This is a genomic window from Streptomyces sp. NPDC059679 (assembly GCF_042734105.1).
In the GTDB taxonomy this organism is placed as follows: Bacteria; Actinomycetota; Actinomycetes; order Streptomycetales; family Streptomycetaceae; genus Streptomyces.
In genome coordinates this window covers 49,217-66,241 of sequence record NZ_JBHWES010000068.1, presented here as the reverse complement: position 1 = coordinate 66,241, position 17,025 = coordinate 49,217, and the positions used below count along the sequence as shown (strand labels likewise).

Sequence of the window (17,025 nt, the reverse complement as noted above, 5' to 3'; positions counted from 1 at the left end):
CACCTTGTACAACAAGGACACGATCACGCAGGACATGATCCCAGCGAACTGACCGCACCTCGCTCACCTGCGGCGATGACTTCTCGAGCGGCACAGGCTCACGCTGCTGCGAAGAGGTCATGGGGCCACTCATGCACGAGGTTCCCAACCGGGCATATCGCTCGATCGAGCGAGGCAAAAACCAGCTGCATGGACGTATTCGAACCGGACAGATCTATCGGCGGCAATCGGGGTAAACCGCAGCTCCCGGCGCGCTCCACCTGAAGAGACATACCGCCTGTTCTGCCTGTATGAGGCGATTCCCGACGCAGCCCAACTGCCCTAAAACGGCGCATAGATGACACGAACGTCCTCTAAGGCGATACACGGTGCCTGCGGAGCTGTCAGCCTGCCAGCCGAGCTTTCCAGATCTCCTCGCTGGGCCACTGCTGGGCCCAGTCGGCGGAAACTTCTTCGTAGTCCTGTGCAGGCTTGGGTGCCTGAATCTCAATCAGATCTTCAACGATGAAGTCGCAGGACCGCAGCAGACGAAGCATCTCACCGTGCGGCAGGACGAACTCCACGTGATTCCCCCAGTCCAGTCGCGTCAGGCCGAATTGGCTGCGGGACAGAATGGTGGATGCCGGTCCTTCGGGCGGTACACACAGCGCGAACAGCGGTGAGTAGCGCGAGAACACCAGCCGGCCTCCGGGAACGAGAAGCCGGGCTGCCTCCGGGATCCAACGGTAGGGGTCGCACCACAGCGAGGCGCCGAATTCGCTGATCGCCAGGTCGAACGTGTTGTCTTCGTAGGGCACCTTCTCGGCATTGCCCAGGACAAGGGGGAAGTCGATGCCGAACTCCGTCTGCATCGCGCGAGCAGTGGCGAGTTGCTTCTCCGAGAGGTCGATCCCGACTGGGTGGGCTCCTGCTCTGGCCAGCCAAGCGGAAACGTAGGCAGTACCGCACCCCAGCTCAATGGTGCGCATCCCGTCGATGCCGTCGGGAAGCACGGAGACCTGAGACTCAGGGGTGGCCCACAATCCCCAGGACGGTTCCACCTGCGCCCAGTGATCACGGGCGAGCGGCCCGTGCCACGCAGCCGCCTCGTCATCCCAAAAGCGTCGGTTCTGCTCCACATGGTCCGCCGGGCCGTCATGAGTCATGGAGGCATTCGATCGAAGATGCCGCTGTTCCGGCAACGGGATTTCCACGGCGCCAGACTCCCTCGAGACGCGCTATCGTTCCAGGTCAGGAGCACTTCTCGCCTTTGTCATCAAGCCTCGGGCAGACCACCTCGTGAAAGCCCGAGGCATGACGCCGCACCCGCTTGGCGTGAACCGGCACATCCTCTTGGCGCGAACCTGTCATCGCGCGCGGCAGGTGTTCCGGCCCACCTACCCTCGGTATTCCATCGGCGTGATCCACGCAGATCTCCGCAGGTGTGCCACCGCGCCAGGCCGATCGTGGCTCTGTGGGTGCCGGGAATGAGGCTCTTGCAAGATTTTCGTGATGCGGTGACGGTGGGTGAGCGTTGTCAGAGCGCCTCCAGCGCGGCCCGCACGCTCTCCCCGGCCAGTTCGGTGCGGTTCAGGTCGCGGACCGTGCTGATCACGTGGGTGGAGTCGGTGCGCTGCTTGCCGCCGGCCTTGATCAGCCCGGCCCCGCGACAGTGCTCGACGAGCCTGTCAAGGAGGGCCCGTTCCAGGCCATGACCGGCCAGCCCGGTGCGGAACCTCGACAGCGCGGAGAAGTCGAAGCCAGCGTCGGACAGCTCTGTGCCCAGCGCGTACTTCAACGACAGACGGCCCCGTGACGCGTCCGCGGCCTACCCGGTCGGTGAGGTTCTCGGTGAACTGCAGCACCGTCACCAGCGCGAGCAGGGCCGGAGCACCGCGGCTGGGAAACACCTCGGTGAGCAACGCGTCGTCGAAGATCTCGGCGAGGTGGTCACGCAGGCGCATGGGCAGGCTGCCACCCGGGAAGGCGGCGCGCGCCGTCCTGGCCGTCTGTTCAGGAACAGGCGGCAATCCCCCCAGTCGCATGGACACCACACCGACCCCCTGCGGCCGGGGCAGAACGACCGCACCAACGATCACGCCGAACCACCCCGCCTGCAGCCAATTCAGTAACAGAGTCTGGGAACGCATCGCCAAGGACGCCATGGCCGCTGTCCAGCGCGGTCGGGACGCCGCTGGCGACTCGTGGTCCTGGTCACGGCTGCACCAGGATGAGCACGGCCACGAACGCCTCGATCACTCCCGCGAGCAGCCAGAACCGCACGGACGCCATCATGTGCCGCCGTGTGTCCACACAGGCCGACTTCGGTTTGTCCGGCAGGTACACCACGGGCACATGCTGCCCGGTCGGCAGTCCCAGCCCGGTGCCGGTCACGCGGGGTTTGAACTCCACCTGTTGCCCGCGTATGTCGGTGAAGGCGATGACGGGGGCCCAGTGGCCGTCCCCGTTGCTGCTGGCGTCACTCTTCACGTGCACCTGTCCGACGACGACGCCGCTGGTGCGGATCCCGTGCTGTCGTAACTCCCGCACCCGTACGTTGCTCCGCAGCGCGCCCACGAAACACAGCACCGCCAGCACCGCAAACACGTAACCCACAGCAGCCCCTATCCCACCGCCAGTTCACCGTCGGAGGGAAGGACGCCCTGCGGCGCAGCCTAGTTGCCACCTGCAGGGACCGGCCCCGCCGGGGTACGCACCGGGCCCCCGTGCTCGCGCGGCTGACCATGCTCGCGGCGCCACGAGAGCATAGCCAGGTACTGCCCTCTGTGAGTTGGAACGACCGTTACCCCACCCCTGCAGCCAATTCAGCAACAGAGTCCGGGTTGGTGGCAAAGCAGGTGAGGCGCATGCCGTCGGCGTCGGTGAAGCGCAGTTGGGCGCCGGGGTGCGGCCGTTCCTTCCGCACAATCAGCCGCAGCCTCTTCGGCCAGCCGGTCAGGCAGTCGCCGACGAGTTCGGCGACCCAGGCGCCGTCGCGGATCTCGCCGTCAGTTCCACGGCCGGCGTCCAGGCAGAGGCAGGGACCTTCAGGACGGCCTGGTGGATGGCATCGGTGATGGTCATGCCGACCGAGTACGACAGCCACCTTCCGCGCCGGGCGAGCCAGGCGACGAACTCGTGGGTGCCGCCGCCGGAGTCGGTACGGATCAGCGTCTGTCGGCCTGCGCCGCAACCATTTCGGCAACTGGGCCAGGGCCAGGCTGGTGGCCTCGATGTGGTCAGCGGCGGTGTTCGAGCCCGTGTTTCCGGGCCTCAGCAGACCCACCACCGGCTCGCCGAACCCGCCGCGGCCGTGGTCGACAAACCCCATCAGCGGGTGGTGCCCGAACGTCTTCTTCCAGGTCGCGGCGGCGTCCTGCTTCTCGGAGTGCGCCAGGACGAGGACGCCGTCGATGTCCACGATCACCCGCCCGCCTGCGTCCGGTGCTGCTTCACCGGCCAATCGCCAGACGTGTTCGCGTGCTTCAGCGCGGGCGGTGCGCAGCGCGGCCAGGACCCGCTGTCCGCCCGACGCCAGCTTGCTGATCAGCCTCTCCCCCGACCACTGACCCAGCACTTGCACTCATCGGCGCCATCACTTCCACCCGCTTGGCACACTATTTATCCGACAAGGCCCCGCAAGGCTGTCTCGTTACGGCGCTCCAGAACCGGATACAGCACTCACACCCTGGGAGTGCCCCATCTGCCGGCGGACGACAAGGGGCTTTACCGCCCCTTGACGCAGGCCGTCGACCGCGGCCGAAAGCCCCCACGAACGGACTGCCTGCGGAAACCTGCCCACAGGGATCATCAGCAGTCTCCCCTCCCCCTGTCGCATGGGGAGCACGACATCGTGCTCCCACCGCGAAAGGTGCTCGAGAGCCGACAGGGGTCCTTATGCCTCTCGATGCAGAAGACATCCGGATCGATTGGGCGACGTCGGGGGCTGTGGTTGACGACGGCGCGTGGGGGCGTGGTACGGCGCTGTAGGTCTACCTGATCGGGTGACGGACGAATCGGGCACCGTTGACACGTCTGCGAGTTGGGAGTACGAGGGCTCCCACTTGCTCCCAGCCCGGAAACGGTTAAGGCCGCCTCCGCTACCCGCGGAAATGGCCTCCGACCTGCGATGATGCTGGTCGGGACGACAGGATTTGAACCTGCGACCCCTAATGGGGCACTACGAGCCCCACTTCCTGGTGCGCCGTGGTGGTGGCGGTCGGGGCCGGGGAAGCCGTCTGCGACCCCAGGGACCAGATCCCTTGGTCAAGAGTCGGAACCCCGGCCCCGTCCGTCTCCACCATGTTGCGGCACCGCACCCAGACGGATGATCCGATCGTTGGCGTTCGTGGTCCGAGCCCCTCGCAGGAACCACCTCTCACGACGCCTGGAACCTGTGAATTCCAGCCCAGACCGAGGGCCCCGCGGACAGCTGGGGTCACGAACGACTGATCGGATGCCGGGCCACCGAGCCCTTCCATTAGGGAGACGCGTGCCCCCGCACGGCTGCGACCAGCAGCGACACGCAACCCGACCGAGAGGACGCGCACAACACCATGACCATGAAAGTGTTCCGTGGGATCGACTGGGCCAGCGACCACCACGACGTCGCACTGATCGACCAGGACGGAGCCCTGTCAGCCCGAGCCCGGATCAGCGACGACGCCGCCGGCCTGCACCAACTCCTCGACCTGCTCACCACGCACGGAGACACCGAAGAAGCTCCGATCCCGGTGGCGATCGAGACCTCCCGCGGCCTGCTGGTGGCCTGCCTCCGCGCCACGAAACGCCCCGTCTACACCATCAACCCGATGGCCGCCGCCCGCTACCGCGACCGACACACGGTCACCCACAAGAAGTCAGACCACCTCGACGCCATGGTCCTGGCCAACATCCTGCGCACCGACGCCGCAGCCCACCGCCCCCTCCCCCACGACAGCGAACACGCCCAGGCCATCACCCTCCTGGCCCGAGCCCAACAAGACGCCATCTGGGACCGCACCCAAGCCGGCAACAAACTCCGCTCCCACCTGCGCGCCTACTTCCCCGGCTTCCTCACCGCCACCCAACCACTACGCGACGGCCTCAGCTCCCCCATCGCCCGCACACTCCTGGCCGCCGCACCCACCCCAGCCCAAGCAGCCAAACCCACCCGCACCCAACTGCGCACACTCCTTGCCAAAGCCGGCCGCAAGCGCGGTATCGACACCGAAGCCCACCGCCTCCACACCGCTCTCCACGCCCCACAGATGCAACAACTCCCCCAGGTCGAGCAGGCCATGGGACACCAGACCACCGCCCTGCTACGACAGCTCGACGCAGCCTGCACCAGCGCAGACAACCTCGCCCAAGCAGCGGTGGAATCCTTTAACACACACCCGGACGCCGAGATCATCACCAGCTTCCCAGGGCTCGGCTCACTCACCGGCGCCCGGGTCCTCGCCGAGATCGGCGACGACCGATCCCGCTTCACCGACGCAAAAGGCCTCAAAGCCTTCGCCGGGGCCGCACCAGTCACCCGGGCCTCCGGAAAAATGCGTCGCCGTCCTCGCCCGTCGGGTCAAGAACCAGCGCCTGGCCTCCGCCGGCTACGTCTGGGCCTTCTCCGCCCTCACCGCCTCACCCGGCGCCCGAGCCCACTACGACCGGCGACGCAAAGCCAAAGACCGCCACACCGCCGCCCAGCACAACCTTGACCCACAACATCCACTACGACGAAACAACCGCATTTCCCGCACCGACAAACCCCACCCTCGAAGCCACCGCTTGACAGATCATCCGCATCGGATGTCTTGACCCCCAGCAGTGACTACCCTCCGCGACTATCCGTATCAGGCTGTAGCGGCCCGCTCAGAGACCTACACCGCTATACGAAGCCCAAGAATCATACACCCCGCATATTACGTGCCAGTCGGCGCCACTGGGGCGCAGTCGGACGACGCATCCCTCTTTCGAGTGACACGAGCCGCTGCAACGACTTTGACTCCGTGAGGGCCGAGCCCACTGCCATCGGCCCTCCCTTCCTGATCCATGAAAGGCCGGACGCCCGGAACCCCAGCCGAGGCCGACCCTCGGCAGGCCTCTTGCTGGCCGAGACGCCGCCCGGCTCGACGGCCAGGGACCATCCCTGCCAGCACCGGGGAGCAGAGCCACCTCATGACGAAAGGCAACGATCCCGGCGTTGTTCGCGACGGTCGACCGGCCCACCCAAAGAAGGCAGCCCAGCAGTCGGCAGAAGATCAGGCGAGCAGTCACAGCCCCACAATCGCTGGTCATGCCCATACTTGGACGATCACAAAGCCCCAGGTCAACGACCATACGGCAATAAAGACACCCTTCAGGCCTGCCCCTCGGTCAGGATGAAGGCGAGCGGACGGCAGCGCGGATCGGAGGCGAGGTGGACCTTGGTGGTCAGGCCGCCACGTGAACGGCCCAGCAGGGCGACCTTTAGGCGGGCCCGGCGTCGTCGCCGGATGCGCCGCCGTTCCTCCCGATCCGGGTCGGACGGCTCCTGTTCGGCCCCGGCCTGCGGCTTTCGTTCCTTTACGCGGCCCCCTTTGACGCCTCGGCGGCTTTCTCCAGGAAGGAGAGGACCTCCACGTCGACCCGCATGCCCGCGGCGTCGTGATGGGCGCGGGCGACTGTGGAGTCCACGCTGACCAGGGACAAGTCCGTCTGCCCGCGCCGGGCCGCCTCGGCGATCATCCCGTCCATCAGCGCCGGGAAGACGCCCGCGTTACGCCACCGGATGAAGCGGTCGTAGACGGTCTGCCAGACCCCGAACTCCAGCGGCATCTCCCGCCACTGGGCACTCGAGCGGAACTTCCAGATCACGCCCTCGAACTGCTCCCACAGATGCTCCGGATACGGGCCGGACCTGCCTATCGGCAGGAGCGGCTTGATCAACTCCCACTCACTGTCCGTGAGTTCCCTTCGCGCCATCCCAGACGTGTATCAGCAGCTCTTCTGCGCCGCTGAAGGCAGGTCCCGGCTCTCTACGAGCACGTCCGCTCCGATAGGAGCGTGAGCGCAGAGATGCTGCTCAGGTGCGGTCGGATCCGAACAGTCCGTCGACGATCTGCCGCAGGACGGCCTCCTCCTGGTCGGTGTCCTCCGTCCGCTCGTACTCGGTGAGCGCGATGCCGGCGAGCGTGAATTCCTCCGTCAGTGTCCGCACCGCTCCGAGGAGCTCTTCGACACCGAGCCCACCGGGTTCGGGTGTACCGACGGCCGGGAACACCTGCGGGTCGAGGACATCGAGGTCGATGTGGACGTACACCGCCTCGGCGCCGGTGGCACGCACTGAGGCCAGGAGCGGCCCCGGTTCCGCCAGTTGCTCAACGCTGATGTGTCGGATGCTGCGACTCTCGACAAGGTCCTTTTCACCCGGGTCCAGCGACCGTGTGCCCGCCAGTACCACGCGGTCGGCCTGCAGGCTGCGCAGGGGCCGCAGGCCCTCTGGCCCATCGCCGATGAGCGCGCGCAGCACCATGCCGTGGAAGGCTCCGGATGGTGACGACTGAGGGCTGTTGAGGTCTGCGTGCGCGTCGAACCACACCAGGGCCAGCCGGTCCCCGAACGTGGAGAGCGCGGCTTCGACCGGGGCGAGATCGACCGCGCAGTCGCCACCGATCGTCACTGTCCGGGCGCCTGGCGGAACCTTGGCCAGCGCCTCGCGCACTGCTTGCAGGTGTCGCTCCAGGACGTCGGCGTTCTGCACTCCGTCCCGCGAGTTCCCGACGCCGCTGTCGAGTACGACCGTGCACCATGGACCTTCGGGAATCAGCTCGGCAAGCCGGGCAGCCCCACTACGCAACCGAACGGCCGTCGCGGCCCCCGAGCCTTGCCACTGCCCTACCTCAAGTACGACCTGACCGGACACGAAACTCTCCCTCTCCAGGATGATCAGTAGAGCCTATGCCGCTGCCCTGGCCGTGCAGCAAGCCGTGCCACATTCTGAATCGATGGCACGAACTGCCTGGTCGGCCACTGAACCATCACTAGAAGAGGCATGTCCCCCTTTTTTTGATCACGACTTCAGACAGCCCCTAGTGCCGCATCAGCCAAGGTTTGCCCCGCTCGCCGCCCTGACACACACGCTCGCTGCGAGGGCTTCCGGCCGCCTTGCGATCGCACGCACCAGGACGCCTCGCTACCGGGCAAACCCTGGCTGACGCGGCACTAGCGATGCAGCGCCCGGCTCGGCTTCGTCGCCGCCGGGCTGGGCATCACCACCATCCACAGCCTCGCAGCCGACGCACTCCCGAGCGGCGTTGTGGCGATTCCAGTGGTCGCCCCGGCCTGGACCGGGCACTCGATGATGCTCGCCCGCATCGGCACACTCACCAGTACCACCGCTGCCGTCCGGGCCGCGTTGGTGAAGACCGCCGTCGCCATCGCCGGCCGACCACCATGCCTGAAAGAAACCCAACGGAGGCGCCACCCGCCCAAACGCAGCGCCGCGCCTCTGCCGGCGCCTTCCGACGGCTGAACGAACTCAGTGCTTCAGCGCCATGAAGTCATCCGGGATCCTCGGGGCCCCTCAGCCGAGAGTCGTAGAACGCCAGGTGGCGTTCCGCAGCGGTGGCCCAGGTGTGGCGGGCGGCGAGTTGGCGGCCCCTCGCCCGCCGCGCGGGGGTGTAGTCCGTGAGCGCGGCGCCGAGCTCAGCGGCCAGGTCCTGGTGGGTGGTTGCGAAACCGGCGGCGCTGTCGAACACCTCGCGCAGTACGGGCAGATCGCGTACGACCAGCGGAACTCCCGCGGCGAGTGCCTCCATCGCGGCGAGTCCGAAGCCTTCCTTGACGGACGGGAAGGCGAAAGCGGAGGCGGCGGCCACCAGTGACGGCAGGTCGTCCTCGGCGACCTGGCCCAACACGACCGGTTCCACGCGGAGTTCGGCTGCCCGCGCCTCCCAGCGGGCTCTGTAGTCGCGGTAGTCGAAGAGGGTCTCGCCGCCAGCGATCACGAGCCGTACGTCGGGATGGTCCCGGCACAGGAGGGCGTACGCCTCCAGCAGGTCCAGCGAGCCCTTGCGCGGTTCGATGCCGCCGACGGTGAGAATGTAACGGCCCAGACGGGCACGCCAGTTCGCGAGGGCAGCCGGATCGGTGATGGCGAAACGGCCGTAGGCCACTCCGTTGGGGATGACCGCTGCCTTGATGCCCCAGCCGTCGGCCAGTTCCGTGGCGACGGCCGCCGACACGCAGATGTGCGCATACGGCTCGATGATGGCCCGCTCGTGGCAAGCAGCGAGTTCGGGGGTGGTGAAGTGGTCGATGTGGTGGACCGTGCGGACGCAGCGGCCGCCCACTGCGTTGGCGCTGATGCAGTCCTGGGCGTGGACGACGTCGTACGCCACCACAAAGGGCTCGAAAGCCTTGCCCAGGAGGGCGATGGAGCGCAGGATCCGTTCGCCGACGGTCTCCTCCGGCGGGCCGTCCGGGAACGGCACGATCCGTAGCCGTACGGCGGCATCGACCGGCCGGAAGAAGCCCGCGTCTCCGCCGCGGCCCAGCGTCCACACCGTGACGTCCTGCCCGGCCTCGGCGAGCGCCTCAGCGAGGGCGAGGGTGTGGACGACACCGCCGCGCGGCTTGGTGGAGTAACTCAGCAGCGCGATCTTCACGACGGGTTCTCCCGGTAGGCATCGGGCCGGCGTTCGTCGAGATGGCGCAGGATGCGGCGGGCGCGGTCGATCTCCTTGGCGACGTCGATCTCGGCGACCGCGAGGCCGGCCTTGGCCCAGGTGCGGGCGAGGATGTCACCGCCCGGGCCGACCACCTTGGACTGGCCGAGGAACCGCATGCCGCCCATGGCGCCGGTCTGGTTGGAGGAGGCGAGGACGACCTGGTTCTCGGCGGCGCGGGCCTGGTCGTAGAGGTCGAAGAGCTTGGCCTGGCGGTCCTGGGCCATGCGCGGGGCGCGGTTGGTGATGGACGTGGGCCAGGCGGAGAGGCAGGCCAGGATCTCCGCGCCGTCCAGGGCCAGTGAGCGGGCCGACTCGGGGAAGGTCTTGTCGTAGTCGATGAGCATGCCGATCCGGCCCACTGGGGTCTCGAAGGCGTCGAAGCGGTCACCGGGCGCGTAGACAGCGACCTCGCCGGCCGGCAGATGGACCTTGCGGTGGTGGCCGAGGACACCGTCGCCGCTGACGCAGACCGCGGCGTTGTAGCGCTCGTCGCCGCCGTCCTCGCAGTAGCCGAGGCAGACCACCATCTCGGCGGCCAGGCGGGCGACTTGGAGGATCAGCGGATCGTCCGGCTTCAGGGCCGGCGGCAGGGCCTCGGGGTCGGGGTGGCGCAGGTCGGCGAGGTAGCCGCCGAGCGCGGCGTCGGGCAGGACCAGCAGACCGGCACCGGAGGCGCGCGCGTCGTCGATGAGTTTGGCTGTGCGGGCCAGGGCGAACTCCAGGTCACGGCCGAAGTGGGCGGCCGCGGCTGCGATCCGGATCGTGCTCATGCGGTGGCTGCTCCCGTGGAAAGGTCGTAGGTCTCGGGTCGCCGGTCGCGCAGGTGCCCCATCGACCGGCGGGCGGTTTCCAGAGCCTGTACGACGTCGAGTTCGGCGACGGCGACGCCTGCGGCGACACCGGTGTCGGCGAGGATCTCGCCACCGGGGTCGACGACCTTGGCGCTGCCGACGAAGCGTAGCGACCCGAACGTGCCCGCCTGGTTGGCCGACAGCCACACGATCTGGTTCTCCAGCGCGCGAGCCCGGTCGAACAGGTCGAAGCGGCGTTTCCAGCGATCCTCTCCGAGGCTGGCGGCGGCGTTCGTACGGGATCCCGGCCACGCTGAGACACAGACCCCGATCTCGGCTCCGTCGAGCGCGAGCGCGCGTGCGGACTCCGGGAACGCCTTGTCATAGCAGATCATCATGCCGATCCGGCCGACCGGGGTATCGAAGGCGTGGAAGCGGTCCCCAGAGGCGTAGCTGGCGTCCTCGCTCAGCGGCTGGTGGACCTTGCGGTGGTTGCCGAGAACGCCGTCGCCGGTGACGCAGACGACGCTGTTGTAGCGGGTGTCCCCGGCCGCTTCGCAGTATCCGGCGACGACCGTCATCTCCCCTGCCAGGGAGGCCAGCCGGCGGATCTCGGGGCCGTCGAGGGCGAGCGCGGGCGGGCCCTCGTCGAGTTCGGCGCAGTCGTCGAGGCTGAGCAGATACCCGCCGAGGCACGCCTCGGGCAGCGCCAGCAGGCGTACGCCCTCCTCCCGGGCCTCCTTGATCAGCCGTTCGGCGATCTCGAAGTCCTCCTCCAGGTCGCGGCCGAACTCGGCGGCGACGGCGGCCATGCGCAAGGTGGTCATGCGGTCCCCATCCCGGTCACGGTGGACATGACCGCTTCGGTGATCTCTCCGTCGGGCCAGCGCAGCCCGACGCCTTCTCCTTCGGTGAGCTCCCCGCAGACCGCACCCGTGGCGGGTCCGGCGGGCAGGGGCGGTGCGCCCGGTTCGTCGGCCGTGAGCATCGCGAAGCCCGGGAAGCAGGTGAACCAGTCGCCCACGGTCGCGGCCTCCGGCCGGGGCACGGCGGCCACGTCGAGCACCGCGCGGCAGCCGCTCGCCTCGGCGAGCATGCCGAGGGTGCCGGCGATGCCCGCCATCGACACGTCCTTGGCGGCGGCGGGCCGCGCTGCGGCCACCGCGCCGGTCATCGTGCGCAGCTCGTCCGTACGGCGGTGGCTGGTCGAGTCCCACTGGCGGCCCCGGTAGCCCGGGCGCCAGCTCCCGCCGAGGTCGGCGGTGAGCCGTACGGAGTGTCCGGGGCGTCCGCCGCCACCGGGCACCGGCCGGCCCGTGCGGCCGAGCGCGGTCACCGACAGGGCGGCCGGGACGCCGAGCTGTGTGTGCCCGCCGAGCACCGGGATGTCGTACGCCTGTGCCGCCCGGGTCAGTCCGGCCAGGACCCGGGCGGCGTGCGCGGCGTCGCGGGCGCCCACCGCGTCCAGCAGCCCGAGCGGTGCGGCGCCCATCGCCGCGAGGTCGTTGACGTTCACGAGGACCGCACACCAGCCCGCCCACTCGGGGTCCCGTTCGACCATGGACGGCACGATCGCGTCGCACGCCGCGATCATGTCGGTGCCGGGGACAGGGGCGCCGTCGTCACCGACGAAGCCCCGGGGAGATGCCAGCGCAGTGAGGAGCGGTCCGAGGGGGGACTTCGTGGCTGCCGCGAGGGCGGCGATGCGGCCGATCGGCCAGCGCATCAGAACGTGCGGCGCGCCCGCGACCGTCGTGTCCCGCACCCGCTGCCAGCCGAGGCGCCGGAACAGCACCTCATGGCGAGCCTGGACGGTCGCGTCGAATCGCAGGGCACCCTCCGCCTCCGCCCGGGCGCAGGCCGCCCGGACGAGCGCCGCGCCGATGCCGTGCGGTCCGCGGGGCCGGCGGGCGACGACCAGGCGCCCGCCCTGCCACCAGCCGAGGTCGGGGCCGTCGTCGACCGGGCAGAGGCGCACCCCGCCGACCACGATGTCCTCCGGGTCCTTCGCGACCAGGACGACAGTCCGGGGGTCGGTGTCGCGGTCGTCCAGGTCGTGATGAGCGAAGAGCCCCTGCTCCTGGACGAAGGCGGCATGGCGCAGCCCCCGATAGGCGGCCACGTCCGCCGTGCTGTCCGCCTCCTCGATGCGGAAGGCGGGCCGGCGGGCGAGCGTGCTGCGGTCGCCCAGCAGGGCCAGAATGTCCTGCGGACCGTCCACGGCCGGCACGGCCACGGAACCGTCGAGGTACACGGCGCTCACCCGCCCGCTGCCTGGAGCACACTGCACGCCCCGCAGGCCGCACAGCCGGCCTTCTGGTCGGCGCCGCTCATCCCGGCGGCGCGCAGCTTCGCGGCGACGCCCCCGGTGACGTACGTCAGGAGTTCCGCGCCGGGTGCCCTGACGCCTTCGCGAGCGGCGAGGGTGCCGCTCATCGGGCGGAAGGGGACGACGAACGGGTACACCCCCCGGTCGATCAGCCTGCCCGCCCCGGCGACGAGTTCGTCGGGATCCTCGCCCAGGCCGACGAGGAGGTAGGTGGAGACGCGGTTCGGTCCGAAGACGCGTACCGCCTCGTCCCACGCGGCCTCGTACTCGGCCAGCGGGACCGTCGACTTGCCAGGCATCCAGCGTCGGCGCACCTCGTCGTCGAGGGACTCGACGTGGATGCCGATCGCGGTCGCCCCGGCGTCGTGCAGGGCGCGGATCCAGGCGAGGTCGCCGGGCGGTTCGCACTGCACCTGGATCGGCAGACCGGGCACGGCTTTCAGCACCGCCCGGACCGACCGTACGAGGTTGCGGGCGCCGCGGTCGGGTCCGGTGGTGGTGCCTGTGGTCATCACCATCTGCTTCACGCCGTCGAGCCGTACCGCGGCCTCGGCGACCTCGGCGAGCTGCGCCGGGGTCTTGGCGGCCACGGTGGCGCCCGAGCGCAGGGATTCCTCGATGGTACAGAAGCGGCAGCGGTCGGACTCGGCGTAGCGGATGCAGGTCTGCACGACGGTGGTGGCCAGGACGTCGGAGCCGTGCAGGCGGGCGATCTGCTCGTAGCGGATGCCGTCGGCCGTGGTCAGGTCGTAGAACTTCGGCCGCAGGACGGGTGTGAAGGAGATTCCGGTGTCCTCGTCACCGAGCCACACCTTGCCGTCCCGCACGGAGTAGGGACTGTCGGGGTTGCGGGGGAGCGCGGCGCTGGCACCGTCGACGAGGACGTGTCCGTCGTCGCTGGGCCCCGCGCCGTCCGGCCGCCGCACGGGCGCGTCCGACGCGACGCCGCGCAGGGCGAGTTCGGCGCGGGTCATGATCCGCACATCCACCGCCGTACTGCTGTTACCGGTGCCAACGCTCACGACGTGCTCCCTACAGCTGGTAGGTGGAGTTGATGATGGCGCCCTTGCGCGCGTAGTGGATCAGCGCGTCCTGGACGTCCAGGGGGTGGGTGGGGATGACGCCCTCGATGAGGTCCTCCTCGCGGGCGCCGTGCAGGGACAGGCCGAAGCGGCAGCAGTAGACCTTGCCGCCCTCGGCGATGAACGTCTTGAGCTGGTTGTTGATGTTGTGCTCGCCGGGGAAGGCGGAGTTGCCGACGGTCGGGAAACCGCGGGTGGCGAGGCAGTTGAGCGAGCCCGGGCCGTAGAAGTAGATCGCGGTCTCGAAACCCTTGCGCAGCGCGCGGGTGGCCTGGAGGACGGCGACGAATGACACCGAGGACTCGTGGGCGATGCCGTGGACGAGGGTGAAGTAGGTCTCGCCGTCCTCGGCCTGGTAGTCGGGGAAGACCTTGGTGGAGCCGTAGATGCTGGTGCCCTCGGGGAGCGAGGGGTGCGGGATCTCGTCGAGGGACTTCTGCTCGACGTCGGAGAGCTCGGCGGTGACGACGGATTCGGACATGACTGTCTCCTTGTGCGTACGGGAGGGGAGCGGGGTCGGTCAGTCGTAGAGCGCGGCGAAGGTGTCCCGGAAGACCAGTTCGCCGAGTTCGCCGCCGCCGGTGGCTTCGGCGAGGCGGGCGTACTCGCCGGTGAAGTCGCCCCACGGCTGGTCGCTGGCGAAGAGCACCCGGTCGTGGCCGATGCCGCGGCGCTCGATCTCCTGGGCCAGCCAGCGGGGAGTGAAGCCGATGGCCCAGGAGAGATCGGTGTAGACGCGCTTGCCGGCGGTGATCCAGTCGAAGAACCGGGAGCCGACGAGCTTGATGTGGCCGCTCATCCCGCCGCCGAAGTGCACGAGATGGACGGGCACTTGGCTGGCGTACCAGTCGACGAGATGGCCGACCTCGTCGATGTCGGAGGCGGCGCCGGGAGAGGTGTGCACATGGACGACGAGGCCGTGCCGGGCGGCCTTGGCGAAGATGCGGTCCAGCTGGGGGCGGCAGGCGGGATCCGTGGGCCGGCCGCCCAGCAGAAAACTCAGCTTGAGGGCCTTGACCCCAGGCTCACCGGCCAACTTGAGGGCCACCTCCGTGCGTTGGGCGTCCTCCGGGCGCGGGGACACCCACAGCCCGGCACGGATCCGGTCATCGCTCTGCGCGGCCTCCAGCGCCAGTTCGTTGAAGGAGAAAGCGATCGCGGGATCCGGGACGCCGTAGTTGGGGATGACCAGGGCCCGTTCGGTGCCCTCCGCGTCCAGGTCGGCGATGAGCTGCCTGACCGTGGCGCGGGCGGTGGTGTCCGGGTTGACGGGTGGGCCGCCGTAGAAGGGATAGGCGGGCAGGACGCCGACGTGGCGGTGTGCGTCGTAGACCATGGTGTGGTTCCTCAGCCGATCGGGAGAGCGGAGGAAAGTTCGTTGGGGGCGCCGGTGAGCGTGCCGCACACATCGGCCAGGCGGCGCGAGGCATCGATGTGGCCGGCGAGGAACGCGGCGTCCCGACCCACCCCCTCGAAGCGGCCCGAGCCCCACGAGTACTGCCAGGGCAGACCGAGGAAATGCAGGCCGGGCATGCTGGTGACGCCGCGCCAGTGCATCGGGTAGCCGCGGCCGTCGAAGACGGGTGCCTCGATCCACCGGTGGTCGCGCCGGAAGCCGGTCGACCAGACCACGGAGGAGATGCCGACGGCCTCCAGGTCCAGTTCGCGCGGCTGCTCGCGCGGCTCCCACACCGGGACGTACCGGGGCTCGGTCGGGGCGTCGATGCCGTGCGCGGCGACGTGGGCGTCGATGGCGTCCTTGATGCCCTCGGCGACCGCATCGGCGTGGTCGAGGTTCACCTTCAGGTCGTCGGCGAACTCCAGGCCCGTACCGGTGATTCCGGTGAGCCGCCCGTACAACCGCATACCGTCGCGGGCGAAGGCGCGCAGGTCGATGTCGCGGCCGCCGTCACGCCCGGTGACGTAGTGGTTGACCCGCATGCGCACGGCGCCGGCGTCGTCGAACTCGTCGATGGACCTGGTGTAGTGGCCCATGTCGTCGAGCCAGGCCACGCAGTCGCGGCCGCGGTAGAAGCGGGCCACACGAGGAGCGCTGCCAACGGCCAGGTGCACCTGGCGCCCGGCGAGGTGGAGGTCCTCGGCGATCTGGCAGCCGGACTGGCCGGTGCCGACCACCAGGACGGCGCCCTCGGGGAGCTGGTCGGGGCTGCGGTAGCGGGAGGAGTGGACCTGGGTGATGCGATCGGGCAGGCGCTGGGCCATCGGCGGGACGAACGGCGTGTGGTAGGGGCCGGTGGCGACCACCACCTGGTGGGCGGTGAAGTCCCCGGCGGTGGTGGAGAGTTCGAACATCCCGCTCGGCGAGCGCCGCAGCCGGGTGACCGTCACACCCTCCACCAGTGGCGGCCGGAAGAAGGAGACATACTCCTCCAGGTACCGGACGATCTCGTCACGGACCATGAACCCGTCCGGATCGTCGCCCTGATACGGATAACCAGGCATCCTGCACTGCCAGTTGGGGGTCACCAGGCAGAAGGAGTCCCAGCGGCGCTCGCGCCACTCGTGCCCGACCCGGTGCGCCTCGATGACGACGTGCTCGACACCACGCTGACCGAGGCAGTAACTCATCGAGAGCCCCGCCTGACCGCCGCCGACCACGACCACCGGGACGGGGGTACCTCCCATGCCCTTCAGGCTGGAGGGGAGGGCGCCGGCCGGCCGTATCGCTGGAGCCGGGCTCACCGCGTGCTCCCGTCGGCGCCGGTCAGGGATTCGACCGTGACCTTGGCATCGCTGACGGCGGCGTACGCGGCGGCGGTCCGCTCGATCTGCGCGAGCTGCTCGGAGGCGCCGGTACAGAAGAAACCGAACTTCTCCTTCACGCGCTCCCCGGCGATACCGAGTGCCGTACGGCTGCGCTCGACGAAATCCCCAAGTGCGTACTGACCGCCGGGAACGAAATAATCCTCGACTACCGTGGAGGGGGAATAGCAGCGCTGCGTCACGCCATCGGGCCAGCGCACATGGAAATACATCTCGGGCATGACATCCTCCATGCCGGGCGGCGAGGCCTTGACACCTCGCCGCTGTCTGTGGAGACCAACTCCAGCCCCCGCAGATTTCCGAACGAAGACATCCGGAATAAAGGGGGGTTGCCAGAACCTCACGCCGGTTCGGGACACGATGACGCATTC

Annotated in this window: 13 protein-coding genes and 3 pseudogenes; 1 reads left to right on the top strand and 15 read right to left on the bottom strand. The window is 69.0% G+C overall.

The window, feature by feature from the left end; all coding sequences use genetic code 11:
* Window positions 1-383 precede the first annotated feature (383 nt).
* The 4 genes and pseudogenes from ACFV2X_RS44700 to ACFV2X_RS44685 form a co-directional block, all read right to left on the bottom strand.
* Window positions 384-1,193, bottom strand: a complete 810-nt coding sequence (locus tag ACFV2X_RS44700) for a class I SAM-dependent methyltransferase (RefSeq protein ID WP_385627512.1) — start codon at window positions 1,191-1,193, stop codon at window positions 384-386.
* Window positions 1,194-1,516: 323 nt separating this feature from the next.
* Window positions 1,517-1,777 carry a hypothetical protein gene (locus tag ACFV2X_RS44695; protein ID WP_385627509.1) on the bottom strand — a complete coding sequence of 87 codons (261 nt, stop codon included), beginning with the start codon at window positions 1,775-1,777 and terminating at the stop codon, window positions 1,517-1,519.
* A 416-nt stretch (window positions 1,778-2,193) separates the two neighbouring features.
* Complete coding sequence (locus ACFV2X_RS44690) at window positions 2,194-2,595, bottom strand: DUF3592 domain-containing protein (RefSeq protein WP_385627507.1); 402 nt, start codon at window positions 2,593-2,595, stop codon at window positions 2,194-2,196.
* Window positions 2,596-2,800: 205 nt separating this feature from the next.
* Window positions 2,801-3,532, bottom strand: a pseudogene (locus ACFV2X_RS44685) (transposase); the annotation flags it as partial.
* Between the two features lie 1,003 nt (window positions 3,533-4,535).
* Between ACFV2X_RS44685 and ACFV2X_RS44680 the strand changes: the two are divergent.
* Window positions 4,536-5,673 (top strand): annotated as a pseudogene (locus ACFV2X_RS44680) (IS110 family transposase); the annotation flags it as partial.
* Window positions 5,674-6,319: 646 nt separating this feature from the next.
* Here the strand turns inward: ACFV2X_RS44680 and ACFV2X_RS44675 are convergent.
* From ACFV2X_RS44675 to ACFV2X_RS44625, 11 genes and pseudogenes are all read right to left on the bottom strand, one after another.
* Window positions 6,320-6,921, bottom strand: a pseudogene (locus tag ACFV2X_RS44675) (IS5 family transposase); the annotation flags it as partial.
* A 100-nt stretch (window positions 6,922-7,021) separates the two neighbouring features.
* Window positions 7,022-7,861 (bottom strand): arginase family protein, encoded by an 840-nt coding sequence (locus tag ACFV2X_RS44670; protein WP_385627505.1) that lies wholly within the window; start codon window positions 7,859-7,861, stop codon window positions 7,022-7,024.
* 637 nt (window positions 7,862-8,498) lie between these two features.
* Entirely contained in the window at window positions 8,499-9,605 is a 1,107-nt protein-coding gene (locus ACFV2X_RS44665) for an MSMEG_0565 family glycosyltransferase (RefSeq protein WP_385627503.1), read from the bottom strand.
* Window positions 9,602-10,438, bottom strand: a complete 837-nt coding sequence (locus ACFV2X_RS44660) for a carbon-nitrogen hydrolase family protein (RefSeq protein WP_385627501.1) — start codon at window positions 10,436-10,438, stop codon at window positions 9,602-9,604. Before ACFV2X_RS44660 ends, ACFV2X_RS44665 begins: the two co-directional genes overlap by 4 nt.
* Complete coding sequence (locus ACFV2X_RS44655) at window positions 10,435-11,286, bottom strand: carbon-nitrogen hydrolase family protein (RefSeq protein WP_385627498.1); 852 nt, start codon at window positions 11,284-11,286, stop codon at window positions 10,435-10,437. The genes ACFV2X_RS44660 and ACFV2X_RS44655 overlap by 4 nt, the downstream gene beginning before the upstream one ends.
* Window positions 11,283-12,722, bottom strand: a complete 1,440-nt coding sequence (locus tag ACFV2X_RS44650) for an MSMEG_0567/sll0787 family protein (protein WP_385627495.1) — start codon at window positions 12,720-12,722, stop codon at window positions 11,283-11,285. Before ACFV2X_RS44650 ends, ACFV2X_RS44655 begins: the two co-directional genes overlap by 4 nt.
* Window positions 12,719-13,810, bottom strand: coding sequence for an MSMEG_0568 family radical SAM protein (locus ACFV2X_RS44645; RefSeq protein ID WP_385627492.1), 1,092 nt, complete (start codon window positions 13,808-13,810; stop codon window positions 12,719-12,721). The genes ACFV2X_RS44650 and ACFV2X_RS44645 overlap by 4 nt, the downstream gene beginning before the upstream one ends.
* Before the next feature lie 10 nt (window positions 13,811-13,820).
* Window positions 13,821-14,351, bottom strand: coding sequence for an MSMEG_0572/Sll0783 family nitrogen starvation response protein (locus ACFV2X_RS44640; RefSeq protein WP_030049047.1), 531 nt, complete (start codon window positions 14,349-14,351; stop codon window positions 13,821-13,823).
* A gap of 39 nt (window positions 14,352-14,390) precedes the next feature.
* Window positions 14,391-15,206: an amidohydrolase family protein gene (locus ACFV2X_RS44635; RefSeq protein WP_385627489.1), complete on the bottom strand. Its 816-nt coding sequence runs from the start codon at window positions 15,204-15,206 to the stop codon at window positions 14,391-14,393.
* An 11-nt stretch (window positions 15,207-15,217) separates the two neighbouring features.
* Window positions 15,218-16,516: an MSMEG_0569 family flavin-dependent oxidoreductase gene (locus tag ACFV2X_RS44630; protein WP_385627486.1), complete on the bottom strand. Its 1,299-nt coding sequence runs from the start codon at window positions 16,514-16,516 to the stop codon at window positions 15,218-15,220.
* A gap of 53 nt (window positions 16,517-16,569) precedes the next feature.
* The gene (locus ACFV2X_RS44625) at window positions 16,570-16,875 is read right to left on the bottom strand and encodes an MSMEG_0570 family nitrogen starvation response protein (RefSeq protein WP_385627484.1); all 306 of its coding nucleotides are present in this window, start codon (window positions 16,873-16,875) and stop codon (window positions 16,570-16,572) included.
* Window positions 16,876-17,025: the final 150 nt, after the last annotated feature.